The organism is Flexivirga lutea, assembly GCF_054778955.1.
On sequence record NZ_BAAGZB010000002.1, the window covers coordinates 831,341 to 845,572 of the forward strand.

The 14,232-nt window shown below is 70.3% G+C and carries 12 protein-coding genes; 2 read left to right on the forward strand and 10 right to left on the reverse strand.

Features of this window, described 5'->3' with window-relative positions:
- Positions 1 to 2: 2 nt before the first annotated feature.
- The 3 genes from ACYVBN_RS10360 to ACYVBN_RS10370 form a co-directional block, all read right to left on the reverse strand.
- Positions 3 to 893 carry a hypothetical protein gene (locus ACYVBN_RS10360; RefSeq protein ID WP_460600443.1) on the reverse strand — a complete coding sequence of 297 codons (891 nt, stop codon included), beginning with the start codon at positions 891 to 893 and terminating at the stop codon, positions 3 to 5.
- A 110-nt stretch (positions 894 to 1,003) separates the two neighbouring features.
- Entirely contained in the window at positions 1,004 to 2,170 is a 1,167-nt protein-coding gene (locus tag ACYVBN_RS10365; RefSeq protein WP_460600444.1) for a glycoside hydrolase family 3 protein, read from the reverse strand.
- A gap of 97 nt (positions 2,171 to 2,267) precedes the next feature.
- Entirely contained in the window at positions 2,268 to 4,217 is a 1,950-nt protein-coding gene (locus tag ACYVBN_RS10370; protein WP_460600445.1) for an HAD family hydrolase, read from the reverse strand.
- An 85-nt stretch (positions 4,218 to 4,302) separates the two neighbouring features.
- On the opposite strand from ACYVBN_RS10370, the gene ACYVBN_RS10375 reads away from it, so the two are divergent.
- Both ACYVBN_RS10375 and ACYVBN_RS10380 read left to right on the forward strand, forming a co-directional pair.
- Positions 4,303 to 4,647 carry an ArsR/SmtB family transcription factor gene (locus tag ACYVBN_RS10375; RefSeq protein WP_440284009.1) on the forward strand — a complete coding sequence of 115 codons (345 nt, stop codon included), beginning with the start codon at positions 4,303 to 4,305 and terminating at the stop codon, positions 4,645 to 4,647.
- Between the two features lie 78 nt (positions 4,648 to 4,725).
- Positions 4,726 to 5,895, forward strand: a complete 1,170-nt coding sequence (locus ACYVBN_RS10380; protein ID WP_460600446.1) for a peptidoglycan-binding domain-containing protein — start codon at positions 4,726 to 4,728, stop codon at positions 5,893 to 5,895.
- A gap of 27 nt (positions 5,896 to 5,922) precedes the next feature.
- Here ACYVBN_RS10380 and ACYVBN_RS10385 read toward each other — a convergent pair whose 3' ends face one another.
- From ACYVBN_RS10385 to ACYVBN_RS10415, 7 genes are all read right to left on the reverse strand, one after another.
- On the reverse strand, positions 5,923 to 7,440 hold the full coding sequence (locus ACYVBN_RS10385; protein ID WP_460600447.1) for an amidase: 1,518 nt from the start codon (positions 7,438 to 7,440) through the stop codon (positions 5,923 to 5,925).
- Between the two features lie 11 nt (positions 7,441 to 7,451).
- Entirely contained in the window at positions 7,452 to 8,921 is a 1,470-nt protein-coding gene (locus ACYVBN_RS10390; RefSeq protein WP_460600448.1) for a Na+/H+ antiporter NhaC family protein, read from the reverse strand.
- An 80-nt stretch (positions 8,922 to 9,001) separates the two neighbouring features.
- Positions 9,002 to 9,748, reverse strand: a complete 747-nt coding sequence (cuyB, locus tag ACYVBN_RS10395; protein ID WP_460600449.1) for an aspartate/glutamate racemase family protein — start codon at positions 9,746 to 9,748, stop codon at positions 9,002 to 9,004.
- A complete protein-coding gene (gene cuyA / locus ACYVBN_RS10400) occupies positions 9,735 to 10,745 on the reverse strand; it encodes a D-cysteine desulfhydrase family protein (protein ID WP_460600450.1) in 1,011 nt (336 codons plus the stop codon). Before cuyA ends, cuyB begins: the two co-directional genes overlap by 14 nt.
- Positions 10,746 to 10,790: 45 nt before the next feature.
- On the reverse strand, positions 10,791 to 12,095 hold the full coding sequence (gene hisD / locus ACYVBN_RS10405; RefSeq protein ID WP_460600451.1) for a histidinol dehydrogenase family protein: 1,305 nt from the start codon (positions 12,093 to 12,095) through the stop codon (positions 10,791 to 10,793).
- A gap of 49 nt (positions 12,096 to 12,144) precedes the next feature.
- Positions 12,145 to 13,383, reverse strand: a complete 1,239-nt coding sequence (locus ACYVBN_RS10410) for a DegT/DnrJ/EryC1/StrS family aminotransferase (protein WP_440284016.1) — start codon at positions 13,381 to 13,383, stop codon at positions 12,145 to 12,147.
- Positions 13,380 to 14,219, reverse strand: coding sequence for a FadR/GntR family transcriptional regulator (locus ACYVBN_RS10415; RefSeq protein ID WP_460600452.1), 840 nt, complete (start codon positions 14,217 to 14,219; stop codon positions 13,380 to 13,382). Before ACYVBN_RS10415 ends, ACYVBN_RS10410 begins: the two co-directional genes overlap by 4 nt.
- Between the last annotated feature and the right edge of the window lie 13 nt (positions 14,220 to 14,232).

Consider the following 14,232-nt stretch of genomic DNA (forward strand, 5'->3'; position numbering starts at 1 on the left):
GCTCAGGCCGTGGCGGGCAGCGCACGCCACCCGTCGAAGTCCTCGACCGCCATCCCCGCGTATGACGAGGAGCCCGCCTCCGTGCTGTCGACCGCGGCGAGCGCGGTGTCGAGGGTGGCCGCCGAGGTCCCGGCGAAGGTGCAGGTCGAGCAGTCGCTCAACGGGTTGGTCTCCGCGGCCAGCCGCACCGGCACTCCGGTTGCGGCGCCCCGGGCGAGCATGTCGGAGCCGATGTCGGTGATCGAGTTCGGTCCGGTCGCGACGTTGCGGTAGCTCATCACGGTGACCGCGTCGACCCGGGCGAGCACGCCGTCCGCCATGGTGGTCGCACCGGTGGCGATCGTGTTGTACCAGAAGGGCACGTCGGCCTCGAGCGGCATACCCGCCGCGGCCGCGGTCTTGCGCATGCTGCTCAACGTCGACAGGTATGACGTCACCAGCGAGGCCTGGGTGGACGGGTCGTTCCAGCCGGACAGCGCATACGGCTCGATGTCGACGTGGACGCCGGCGAACAGGTGCGTGGCGATCGCGCCGCGCTCCCAGGTGACGGCGGCCGACGGGTTCGTGGTCCAGGTCGGGTCACCGCCGAGCGCGTCCACCCGGATGCCGGCGGCCCCGGCGGCGGCGGACAGCTGCTTCAGTCGCGGCAGGTCCGAGGAACCCGCGACGTTCCACGGCACCGCGACGAACAACCGGGAGACGCCGTGGCTCTGCGCGAAGGTGATGACGTCGGTCGGGTTCGCCTTGGACCACACCCACATGGACCGGCTGGGAGCCGTTGCCGCAGAAGCGGATCCGGCGGCCATCACCGTGCCCGCCGCAATGGCGCACCAGGCGAGGAGCAGGGTGATGACGAGGCGCAAGCGGCCGCCGAACAAGGTGGGACGAGACATGGCAGAGCAACTCCTGAAGCAGTGGTTCCTGGGGTACTGCTCCAGTGAAGGCCCGCTGTTTCAAGTCCTACCCGGCCCAGACTCAAGAAACGATCAAGATCCGGATGCACTCAGCTCAGGCTGTCCCGCAAGCGGCGCACCCGGGTGAGCGCGATCTTGAAGTGACCCGGGTTCAGCCGGCCGCTGCCGAGCGCGGCGGTGACGGCGGCCACCGCCTCCTGTCCCTGGCCGACGTCGCGGGCCGAGCACAGCAGCAGGTCCATGCCGGCGTCGGCGGAGAGGACCGACCGCTCGCCGGTGTCGCCGAACGGCGCGAGCGCGCCCGCCTCCAGCGCGTCGGTGATGGTGACGCCGCGGAAATGCTGCCGGCCGCGCAGTTCGCCGCCGACGAAGATCTTGGACAGACCGGCCGGGTAGTCCGGGTCGATCGCCGGGTATGTCGCCCAGGACGTCATCACCAGTTGCACACCGGCGTCGATGACCGGTCCGAACGCGGCCTCGTCGACGCCGCGGATCTCGTCGGCCGGCTGGGTGAGCGTCACGACGCCGAGGTCGGTGTTCTCGTCGCGGGTCGCCCAGCCGAGTCCGGGATAGTGCTTGGCGGTCGCGGCGACGCCGGTGTCCTGCTGAGCGCGCACGAACGCGGCGCCCAGCTCACCGCACACCATCCAGTCGGAGCTGAAGGAGCGGCCGAACCGGTCGTCGAAGTTGCCCTCCTCGCGGTAGACGTCCTCGACCGGCGCCAGGTTGAGGTTCATCCCGACCTGCTTCAGGATCAGGCCGGCGCCCCGGCCGCCCTTGGTCGCCTCGGCGACCGGGTCCGCGGATGCACCCATCTGTTTGGCGGACAGCAACGGCTCCTGTCCACGCAGCCGGCGTACGACGCCACCCTCCTGGTCGGTGGTCAGGATCAGCGGCGTCGCGCTCGTCGGGCTCTGCGCGTGCGCGGCCCGCAGCTCGCTGACCACGTCGGTGATCTGGGCGAGGCTGAGGATGTTCTCGCCGAAGAAGATCAGGCCGCCGACCATGCCGTCCTTGATCAGCTGCAGCAGTTCGTCCGACGGGGTCGCTCCCGGGTAGGAGAAGATCACCCGCTGTGCGACCTGCTGCTCCGGCGACAGCTTGGCGAACCACGGCGGATCCGCGAGCGCCGGCTGGGCGGACGCCATACCGAGGGCGAGGCCGGCGCCGATCACCCCTCCCGTGCGAAGAACCGTGCGCCGACTGATCGGCAGCGGGGTGCTCGATGATGCATTGCTCGGAAACTGCGAACCCATGGCGGGCCTCCTTGTCGCCCGGCGCTTCGGGGGTGCGCCGTGTGTAAACGAGTCTCGCAGTTCCCGGCCCGCTGATGGGCTGTTTACGGGAAGTGGATCAGTCGGCGCTCGCGGACCAGGCGCTGCGGCGCAGCATGCGCAGACCATTGAGTCCGACGATGACGGTGGAGCCCTCGTGTCCGAGGACGCCCAGTGGCAACGGCAGCGTGCCCAGCAGGTCCCACAGGACCAGGCAGCCGATGAAAACCGCTGCGATGACGAGGTTCTGGACCACGATGCGGCGCGCGCGATGGGAGAGCACGAGGGCCGCCGGCACGGTGGCGAGCTCGTCGCGGACCACGACGGCGTCCGCGGCGTCGAGCGTCAGGTCCGCGCCGGCGCGGCCCATCGCCACCCCGATGTCGGCGGCGGTCAGCGCGGGGGCGTCGTTGACACCGTCGCCGATGGCCAGCACCGTGCGGCCGTCGGCCTGGGCGGCGCGGATGGCGGCGACCTTGTGCTGCGGCAGCAGACCGGCGCGTATGTCGGTGAGGCCGACCTGGGCGCCGATGTGCTGGGCGGCGGCCGGGTTGTCGCCGGTGACGAGCATCGGCGGCGCGGCGGTGACGGCCGCGAGCTGGTGCACGGCCGCGCGGGCGTCGGGGCGGAGCCGGTCGGCGATGCCGATGGTGCCGACCGGCACTCCTGCGCGCAGCACCACGACGACGGTGTGCCCGCGGGCTTCCAGGTCGTGCACCGCGGCGGCGACCTCGTCCGGCAGGGCGGAGTCGACGCGCGCCGGGGAGCAGACCGCGGTCGGCGCACCGTCGACGACCCCGGCGACACCGGCGCCGGGCGTGGCGTCGAACTGCTCCACCGGCGACAACGGCACGCCGTCGCGGCGCGCGGCCTCGACGACCGCCCGTCCCAGCGGGTGTTCGCTGGCGTGCTCGACGGCGGCCGCCCAGGCCAGCAGCTGGTGTTCGGACACCCCGGCAGCCGTCGGTCGTATGTCGGTGACGGTCGGTGCGCCCTCGGTGAGGGTGCCGGTCTTGTCCAGGGCGACCTGCTCCACCCGGCCGAGCTGCTCCATCACGACGGCCGACTTGACCAGCACCCCGTGCCGGCCGGCGTTGGCGATCGCCGACAGCAGCGGCGGCATGGTCGCCAGCACGACGGCGCACGGCGAGGCGACGATCATGAAGGTCATCGCGCGCAACAGGGCGCCGGTCAGGTCGGCGCCCCAGAGCAGCGGGAGCAGGAAGACCGCGACGGTGACCGTGACCATGCCGACCGAGTAGCGCTGCTCGATCTTCTCGATGAACAGCTGGGTGGGTGCCTTGGTCTCGGACGCCTCCTCGACCATCGCCACGATCCGGGCGACGACCGAGTCGTGCGGGTCGCGGGACACCTCGACGCGCAGCACGCCGGCGCCGTTCATCGTCCCGGCGAAGACCTCGTCGCCGATCGTCTTCGCGGCCGGCAGCGGTTCGCCGGTGATGCTGGCCTGGTCGACGTCGCTGGCTCCGTCGACCACGTGCCCGTCCGCGGCGAGCAACTCACCCGGACGGACCAGCACCACATCACCGACCACCAGATCCTCGGCCGGCACGACGTCTTCGGCGCCGTCCGGGCCCAGCCGGGTGGCCGTGCTCGGCGTGAGGTCGAGCAGGCCCCGGATGGAGTCCTGGGTGCGGGCGGTCGCCAGCGCCTCCAGCGCACCGGACGTCGCGAAGATGACGATGAGCAGCCCGCCGTCCATCACCTGGCCGATCGCTGCGGCGCCCAGGGCGGCCACCACCATCAGCAGGTCGACGTCGAGGGTCTTCTCCCGCAGCGCCTGCAGGCCGGCCCAACCCGGTTCCCAGCCGCCGGCGACATACACCGCGGCATACAGCGGTCCCCACAGCCAGGCCGGCGCGCCCGCCAACTGGAGCGGCAGGGCGATCAGGAAGAGCACCAGCGCGGCCGCCGCCCAGCGCACTTCGGGCAGGGCGAACACCCGGGTCCGCGTGATGGAGGTCCGTTGCGGTGCGACGGACCGCTGATCGGTGGTGACGGCGCTCATCCGCTCCTCGTCTCGTGTGGGTGACCCACCCAGACTACGGAACGTTTGAACAGTTCTTCAATTCTCAGGTGGTTACCATCAGTGCATGGGACACCGCGCGACCTCGCTCGACGACGCCACGATCGGTCAGCGGCTGGATCGGGTCGGCGCGACGGAGGTCGCCACGACACTGCAGGCGCTGGCGACGCCGTCCCGCTTGCGGATCCTGGCCACCCTGGTCGAAGGGCCGTGCGCCGCAGGGGTGCTCGCCGAGCGCGCCGGCCTGGAGGCGTCGGCGTGCTCACATCAGCTGCGGATCCTGCGCAATCTGGGGCTGGTCCGCGCCGACCGCGACGGCCGATCGATGATCTACACGCTGGCCGACCAGCACGTCGCCGATCTGATCGAGCAGGCCATCGGGCACTCGGAGCACCAGCGCGCCACTCCGTAACGCGGTCGGCGGTGTATCAAACCGGTGCTCCGCCCCCTCTTCCCGGATGTCCGTTGCCTGACCCGGAAGGGGATCACGATGTCCGACCAGACCGCCACACCCGCGCGGATGCGCGGCGCCATACCGACGCCACGGCACGTGCTCGCGGCAGCACGTGCGTTCGCGCCGCCGGTCGCCGCACCCGCACAGTTCCTCACCGTGCCGGCGCGGATCTCCATGTGGGGCAACGACGTTCACGGTGATTGCGTGACCGCGGAGGAGGCGTTCGCCAAGGCGTGTCACAGTCCGGAGATCTTCATCACCGATGCCGAGGTGATCAGCTGGGCGAGCGGGCACGGTGTCCTGGAGGGCGCCTACCTGCCCGACGTGCTCGGCTGGATGCAGCACGACGGATTCCGCCGCAGCGGCAATGTGTATGACGACGGAGCACCTGCCGCGGTCGACTGGACCAACTCCGCCGCGATGCGCGCAGCGATCGCCCAGGGGCCGGTCAAGCTCGGCGTCGCGGCGGACCAGCTGGACGATGCCTGGCTGAGCACGAACGGCGCCACCGGCTGGTTCGCGACGGGATTCCACCACGATCCGAACGAGGACCACTGCGTGTCGTTGTGCGGTTACGGGCCGGTCGGCTGGCTGGCGTCGCAGTTGCACGTCAATGTGCCGGGCAGCATCAACGCGGCTGCACCGGGCTATGCGTTGTTCACCTGGAACTCGATCGGCATCATCGATCAACCGTCGATGGTGAACATCACCTCCGAAGCGTGGGTGCGTCAGCCCACGACGGTGATCGTCGGCCGGCTGCAGCCCTGGCCGGTGCTGCGCAAGGGTGCCAGCGGCCACCCGGTGCCGACTCTGCAGCATCTGCTGAACGCACACGGCGCGACACTCGCGGCGGACGGCGACTTCGGCGCCCAGACCGACGCTGCCGTGCGCAAGTACCAGCACGGTGCCGGACTCACCGTCGACGGTGTCGTCGGGCCGGTCACCTGGGCACACGCGGTCGTCACCTGCCACCAGGGCAGCCACGGCGAGGCGGTCAAGGGCGTGCAGGTGGAGATCAACTTCCGCAACCTGTCCGGCAACCCCGCGACCTATCTGACCGTGGACGGGCAGTATGGCCCAAGAACGCGCGACGCGGTGCATGGTTTCCAGCAGGCTGTGCACGTGGAAGTGCCGACCGTTGTGGTCGACGGCGTGTGCGGTCCGATGACTTGGCAGGCACTGGCCAGTGGGATGCTCTCCGGCTGAGCAGCACCCGCCCCCGGCTCGGTGCCCTCACCAGCGCGCCGACGGATCGGCTTCCGCCTCCAGTGCCAGTGCGACCGACAGCACAGTCCGTTCGTCACCGCACGCGCCGGCGAGCTGTATGCCGATGCCGCCGCCGACCTGGTCGCGACCCCACGGCAGGGTGAGTGCTGGCTGACCGGTGAGGTTGAACGGTGCGGTCAGCCGTGACATGGCCGACCTGGCCGGCCAGCCACCGGCCGTCATACCGTCCAGTCCGTCGAGAGACGGCGGCGTGATCGGCAGCGTCGGCGACAGCAGGACGTCGACCGAGCCCAGCGCAGCATTCAGTTCCGCGGTCAGTTGCCGCCGCAGCCGCTGGGCCCGCGCGTAATCCGCCCCGGTGACCAGCATCGCCGCCTCGAGGCGCAGCCGCACGTCGTCGGGCAGCTCGTCGGCACGATCACGCAGCAGGTGCAGGTGCACGTCCAGCGCCTCGGGCCCGATGGTGCACAGCATCAGCGCCGGCGCGAGCTCCAGCGTCGGCGCCTCGATCGTCTGCACCCGGGCGCCCAGGTCGGCGACGCAGGAGAGCGCGCGGTCCAGCGCGGTGAGCACCGGCGGATCGAGATACCGGCGGACGAAGGCGCTCGGTTCGCCGACGATCAACCCGGTCAACGATTCCGGGCGGCGGACGTCGGCGGACGGGGCACCGATCATGACCGACCAGGCGAGGGCCGCGTCGGTCACGCTGCCGGTCAGCGGCCCGACGTGGTCCAGCGACGACGCCAGCGGATACACGCCTCCGGTCGGAGCGGCCCCGAAGGTGCCTTTCAGACCCACGACACCGCAGGCCGCACCCGGGATGCGGATCGATCCGGCGGTGTCGGTGCCGAGCGCCATGTCCACCGCGCCGGATGCGACCGCCGCCGCCGAGCCGCCGCTCGACCCGCCGGCCACCACGCTGGGGCACAGCGGGTTGACCACGTCGACCAGGCCCGGCCCGGCGCTGAACGGACCGAAGGCCAACGGATGCAGGTTCGTGGCGCCGACCAGCACGGCACCCGCGCGGGTGAGCCGCTGGACGACCTCGGCGTCCGCCGTGGCGACCTCGGCGCGGAACGCGTCGGTGCCGCCGGACATCCGTTCACCGCGCACCGCGACCAGATCCTTGACCGCCAGCAATGCCCCGTGCAGTGGCCCGCGGGGTTCGCCCCGGGCGGTGCGCCGGTCCAGCTCGGCCGCCTGCTCGCGTGCCCGCTGGGCGAAGACCGCGGTGAACGCGTGCAGTTCGTGCTGTTGCTCGATCCGGGCCAGGGCCTGTTCCACCCGCTCGGCGACTTTCTCTCCTCCGGGTGTGCTCCAGGAGGGCGCGCCGGCGTCCGCGGATCGTGCCGGTGCCCAGTGGTCCCTGCCCGGTCGGACGCAGGGCGCCACGCCGGGCGCCGCCCGCGCGGCGCGCACCTGTTCGATCGTCGTCTCGTCCTGCGCAGCGCGTTCCTGCCACCGGTCCTGTCGGCCGGTCGCCGGAACGCCCAGTCGGCGGGCCAGCTCGGTCATCACCTCCATGCCGATCCTGGTCAGCTGACCGCGGCGGCCTCGACCGCCGGTTCCGGTTCGTCGTCAGCGGCGATGTACTGCCGGTTCCAGCCGGTCAGGATGGAGAACAGCAGCACCAGGAGCAGTGCCGACGCGTACGGGTTGAGGAAGCCCGAGGCGATGGACGGCAACGGCAAGTGGTACTGCTTGGACGTGGTGACCAGGGTGGCGTACCAGATGATCACCGCGTTGTGCCAGGGCAACATGTAGAACACCGTGTTGGCCGCGCAGTCGAGCAGGTTCGCGATGCGTGCGGGAGCCAGCCGGTGGGCGACCCCCATCGGCTGACCGATGGTCGGGCCGACCAGCAGGATCGCGGGCGCGTTCGCACCGAGCGGCACGGTGAACAGCAAGGTGATGCCGGAGATCATCAGTTCGGCGCTGCGGACACCGCGCGCGGCGCGCTTCTCCAGCACCGCCAGCAGCTTGGCCATGACACCGGCATCAGTCAGCACCTGCGCCAGCGCCAGAATGAACAGCACCAGCACGATGGCGCCGGTGATGTCGCTGAGGCCGTCCTCGATGAGTCCGGTCGACTTGCCCCGCGCGGACGGGATGGAGAAAATCGCGCCGGGCGTGAGCAGACCGGTCGCCAGTCCGATGACGATGGCCGAAATGCTGCCCCAGATGAGTGAGACCACGATGTGGTGCCGCCGCATGGCCAGGACGATCACCACGAAGAACGGAATGATCATCAGCAGCCCGGACGGGGAGGCGTCGATGTTCAGGCTGTTGGCCGACTTGGTGCCGCCGCCGCCGAAGAACGCGAGCACCACGATTGTCAGCGCTGCCGAGACCAGCGCCATCGGCAACCGGGCGCGCACCACCTTGCCCATCTCCGCCTTGGCCGTGTATGCCGAGGTGATCGTGGTGTCGGAGATCGGTGCCACGTTGTCGCCGAAGGCGCCTCCGGCGATGACCGCGACCGCCAGCATCACCGGATTGGCACCGAGCGCGACGCCGGTCGGGTAGAGCACCGGGATCAGGGCGAGAACGGCGCCTACGCTGCTGCCGGTGCCGGCGGAGAAGACGCACGAGAGCAGGAAGGCCAGGATCGCGTAGAGCGCTCCCTGCACTCCGGTCTCGACGCCGAACCACAGCAGCCCGTTGACCAGGCCGCCCTCGGAGAGCAGTTTGCCGAAGACGCCGGCGAACAGGTAGGCGAGAATGATGACGGCACCGGTCTGGGCCGTCAGGCCGCGCACGATCGACAGTGCGAAGGCGCGCGGGGTCTTGGTCAGCAGCAGGCCGACGACGATGGCCGCCCACCCGCCGACCCAGAAGCCGGTGATGCTGGCTCTTTCCTCGAGCGAGAGCCAGAGCAGGATCCCCACCAGTACGGCGGCAGGGACCAGGGCCATCGCCGGTCCTCCCCAGAATTTCAGTTCGTAGGGCTGGTCGATGTCGTTCAGGTCTGTTGCTGGTGTGTGCGTGGCACTGGTATCGCTCATGTCGATATCCCGTCAGCCGAAGGGGTCTGGTGCGGTCTGCATGCCGCGGATGGGGTGTGCGCCTGCGTGGGCGAAGCTGCTCAGGGCGTGACGGCGCCGGAGATCGGCGCGGGACGGAGTGCGTGTGCGACCGTGGCGAGAGCGAGCTCCCGGGCCGGGTCGACCAGGTCGTGCGGAAGGTCGTGCGGGGTGTTGCCGAGCAGGACCGAGATCTCGGTGCAGCCGGCGATCGTGACGGTGGCGCCGCGGGCGTCGAGTTCGGCGATGATCTCGCGCAGCTGCTCCTCGGTGCTCCTGTCGGCCGTCCCCGCCTTGACCTGCGTGATCAGCGAGGTCAGCCGCGCCTGCGCAGCAGGCGGCGGGATCAGCACCTGGCGCCCGAGGGCATGCAACGAGGACTGGAACAGGTCGGCCGCCAGCGCGGCGTCGGTGGCGAGCAATCCGACCGGGCCGGCCGGACGTGCGGCAACCGCGTTCACCGTCACCTGGACGATGGACAGGAACTGCACGCCCTCGGGCACGAGACCCTCGACGAAGGCGTGCGCGGTGTTGCACGGCATCACGATGAGTTCGGCTCCCGCGGTCACCAGCCGGTCGATGCCCTCCTGCAGCCACGGCGACGGGTCGGTGCCGTCGGCCAGGATCGCGGCCTGCCGGCTCGGCACGCTCGGGTCCGCCCAGATGACCACCCGCAGGTGCTCCTGGTCGGTGTCCGCCGGGGTGTGGGCCACGAGCTTGTCGTAGAAGTCGACGGTTGCTCGCGGACCCATGCCGCCGAGGACACCGACCAGCCGGGAGCCGGTGTGCGGTTGCTCAGACGCCGACATCCGCGAGCACCGCGTCCGGGTAGGCGTACAGCGCCGGCGAACCGCCGGTGTGCACGAACAGCACGTTGTCGTCGGCGGCGAAGCGGCCCTCGCGCACCAGACCGATCAGGCCGGCTGCCGTCTTGCCCGTGTAGACCGGGTCCAGCAGGATGCCTTCCAGCCGGGCGAACGTCTGGATGGCGGCGGTCATCTCGTCGGTCGGCAGCGAGTAGCCCGGGCCGACGTAGTCGTCGACGACCTGCATGCTCTGCTCGGGGATGTCGGCCCGGCCACCGGCCAGTGCGAGGGTCTCGTTGGCCAGTTTGAGCAGCTTGGCCTCCTGCGCTGCCTTCTCGGCGCGCACGCTGATGCCGGTGAGCGGGATGCCGCTCTGGTTGCCGTGCAGACCCGCCAGCAGTCCGGCGTGGGTGCCGCCGGAGCCGCTGGGGCAGACGACGTGGTCAATGGGCAGCGACGACTCGAAGGTCTGCGCGATGATCTCCTCGGCGCAAGAGACGTAGCCCAGCGCACCCAGGGCGTTGGACCCGCCACCGGGAACGATGTAGGGCGTGCCGCCGGCGGCACGCACCTCCTCGGCCATCTGCTCCATCCGGGCCGGCAGGTCGGTGCCACCGGGGACGACCTCGATGGAGTCGACGCCGAGCAGGCGGAACAGCAGGTTGTTGCCGCTGCCGTCGGGGCTGTAGGAACCCTCCACCCGCTCCTCGAGCAGCAGCTTGCACTTCAGGCCCTCACGCACCGCTGCCGACAGGGTCAGCCGGCAGTGGTTGGACTGCACTGCACCGGTGGTGATGATGGTGTCGGCGCCCTTGGCGAGCGCGTCGGCCATCAGGAATTCCAGTTTCCGGGTCTTGTTGCCGCCGGAGGTGAGTCCGAGCAGGTCGTCGCGCTTGATGTAGATCTGCGGGCCGCCCAGGTGCTTGGTCAGGTGCGGCAAATGCTCGATGGGGGTCCGGCCCTGGGTGTAGTGCTGCCGGGCGATGTTCGCCAGATTCATGGTGTTCCTCGATTCGGTGCGATGGATGGTCGGGCATGTCGCCGATCACGCGTCGACGGCGGTGTCCAGCGGCTGGCCGGGAAAGTACTTCTGCAGCCGGACGTCGCCGGACAGGGCGTGCCCCTCCATGCCCTCGATGCGGGAGATGCGGGCCGCGACACGGCCGACGCGCTCGTTGGCCTCGCGGGACATGCGCTGGTAGGTGGTGGTCTTGATGAACTTGCCGACCCACAGACCGCCGGTGTACTTGGCAGCGCCGCGGGTGGGCAGGATGTGGTTCGGGCCGGAGGTCTTGTCGCCGTAGGAGACCGTGGTCTCCTCGCCCAGGAAGAGCGAGCCGTAGCTGTGCAGGTTGGCCAGCCACCAGTCCAGATCCTCGGCGTGCACCTCGACGTGCTCGTTGGCGTATTCGTCGGACAGGGCCGCCGCTTCCTCGCGGGTGTCGGTGAGGATGACCTCGCCGAGCGCGTCCCACGACTGGGCGGCGACCGAGTCGGCGGGCAACTGTTCCAGCGCCGCCGGGATCAACGACAGGGTCTCCTCGGCGACCCGCCGCGAGGTGGTGATCAGGATGGTCGCGGAGTCCAGGCCGTGCTCGGCCTGACTGATCAGGTCGACAGCGACCACCCACGGGTCCGCGGTGTCGTCGGCCAGCACCAGCGCCTCCGTCGGGCCGGCAACGACGTCGATGCCGACCCGGCCGAACAGGATGCGCTTGGCCTCGGCGACGAAGCGGTTGCCGGGTCCGGCGAGCACGTCGGCGGACTTGCCGGTGAAGTGACCGAAGGCCATGGCGGCGACGGCCTGCACGCCGCCCAGGCACATGATGGTGTCGGCGCCGGCCAGCGACATACCGTAGAGCGTGGCCGGATGGATACCGCTGCCGCCGCGGGGCGGCGAGCAGGCGGTGATGTGCCCGACCCCCGCCGCCTTGGCGGTGGCGATGCTCATGGCGGCCGAGGCGACGTGCGCGTAGCGGCCGCCCGGGACATAGCAGCCCGCGACGTCGACCGGGATGTTGCGCTGTCCGGCGATCAGGCCCGGGGAGAGCTCGACCTCGAACTCGCTCATGCTCTCGCGCTGCCGGTCGGCGAAGGTGCGCACCTGGCGGTGGGCGAACTGGATGTCCTCTTTGGTCGTCGTCGACAGCTGACGCTCGGCGGCGGCGATCTCCTCGGGACCGACCATGAAACTGTCCGGCTCCCACGAGTCCAGCTGGGCGGAGTAGGCGCGGGTCGCCTGCTCGCCCTCGGCTTCCAGGCGCTGCAACATCTCGGTGACGGTGTTGGTGGTGGCGGTGATGTCGACGGGGGCGATGCCCTCCGAGCGCTTCAGGTAGGTGATGGCCATGGTCGTGCCTTTCGATCGAGGTGCGGGCAGGAAGATTCGAGGACGCGGTTCAGTTGTTCGGAATCGACGCAGTGGTACCGGTGGCGACGCCCACGGCGTAGCGCAGGATTTCCGCGATCCGGTCACAGTGCTCGGCGGTCAACCCCGGCGGGATGCGCAGGTCGCACAGCGTCGCCAGCACGTGCTCGGTGCGCGGCACGTCGGCCGCACTCGGGACGTAGTCCCATTGCGCCGGGCGGCTGGTGAACCCGCGCATCGCGGGTTCGCCGTACCACTTCAGGCTCAGGCCCAGGTCGCCCGCGAGCTCGACCACCGCGGTGATCTGGGCCGGGGTCAGGTGCGGCAGGCCGAACTGGAAGGAACTGCCGACGAACCCTTCGGCGGCCGCGCGCTCGATCACCCGCACCTGCGGTATGGCGCGCACGGACCGCTCCAGGCGCGCGTAGGAGTCGTTCATCCGCGCGATGCGCGCGGGCAGTTCGTCCAGTTGCGGCAACACCAGTGCCGCCGCGAGCGCGGTCATTCGCAGGCTGTAGTTGGCGCATTGGCCGCGCAGCGGCGCGAAGACTGCCTCGTCAGGGCGGGCGGTGTGCTGGGCGTAGAGCATGTAACTGCCGGAATGCAGTATGGCGCGGGCGGCGACCTCGGGGTCGTCGGTGACCAGGATGCCGCCCTCGCCGGAGTTGAGGTGCTTGAAGGTCTGCAGGCTGAAGCAGCCGACGGTGCCGAAGGTGCCGGTGGGGCGCCCGTTCCAGGTCGCCCCGAGCGTGTGGGCGCAGTCCTCCACCAACACCAGGCCGAGCTCGTCGCAGAGGGCCCGCACCCTGGTCAGGTCGGCGACGTGTCCGCGCATGTGCGACAGCAGCAGCACGCGCGCCCCGGAGCTCGCGGCCTTGACGCGTAGGTCGTCCAGGTCGATTGTCAGCTGGTCGTCGATCTCCACGACGATCGGAACCGCACGCGCATGGTCGATCGCGCCGGGCACCGGTGCCAGGGTGTAACCGTTGACCAGCACCGGGTCGCCCGGTTGCACACCGCAGCAGCGCAAGGCCAGGAAGAGAGAGGCGCCACACGAGTTGACGCCGACGGCGAAGGTGCGGCCGACCAGGCCGGCCATCTTCGCCTCCAGCAGCGCGGCGTCGTCGGTCTCACCGGCACCGGCTTCGCCATACCGGAAGAGGCGACCTGACTGCATCAGCTCCACCGCCCGCTCGATGCCCGCCGCGGGGATCGGCTCGGGATTGGTCAGGTCGAAGTCCAGCGCTGCCGGGGCCTGCGTGGTCCTCATGCGTGGTCCCCGTCGCCGCGCCGGTGCGAGTGAGCCCTGCTGAATTCGCCGTGCGGCAGGACCGGCCCGTTCTCGGCAAGTGCCTGGACCCGGCGCACGGCTTCCTCGTCGATCGCCGGGTCGGCGGCCAATACGTCCAACGCGCTCAGCACCGCCGACACCAGGTGCACCCAGGTGGCCTCGGCAGCCGCCTGCGGATCGTGCGCGGCGATGGCGTGCAGCACCTGCTGGTGCTGGTCACCCCAGATGCTCGGCAGCAGTTGTTCCTTCCACGCTTCGATGCGTACCTTCTCCAGCGTCGGGCTCGCGGCCAGATCCAGCAGGTGCAGGGCGTGCGAGCGCATCACTTCGTTGGGGCAGATGTCCGCGATGGCGCGGTGGATGCGCAGGTCGGTGGCGGCGTGTAGTCCGGGCTCATGGACGACCAGGTGCATGCCTTCCACCAGCTCGGCGGCGTCGTCGATCTTGTCGGTGACCGGATGCTTGGCAGCCAACGCGGCGACGTGCGGCTCTACCAGCAGACGTGCTTCGAAAACGTCCAGCGCCGAGGCGATCGACAGGTCCGCGACGACCGGTTCGGTGCGGCCGGCCGAGCCGCTCGCGCTGATCACATGAGTGCCCGAACCGCGCACCGATTCCACGTATCCGGCGAACTGCAGCGCGCCGAGCGCTTCCCGCACCGAGGGCCGGCTCACGCCGAACTGGCGGGCCAGCTCCATCTCCGAGGGCAACTTGGCGCCGACGCCGAACGTTCCCGCGCCGATCAGTTCGACGATCTGCTGGGCGATCCGCACCGAGACGGAGGACTCGCGACTCAGTCGCCGGATGTCGCTCATAACTCACCTGCCA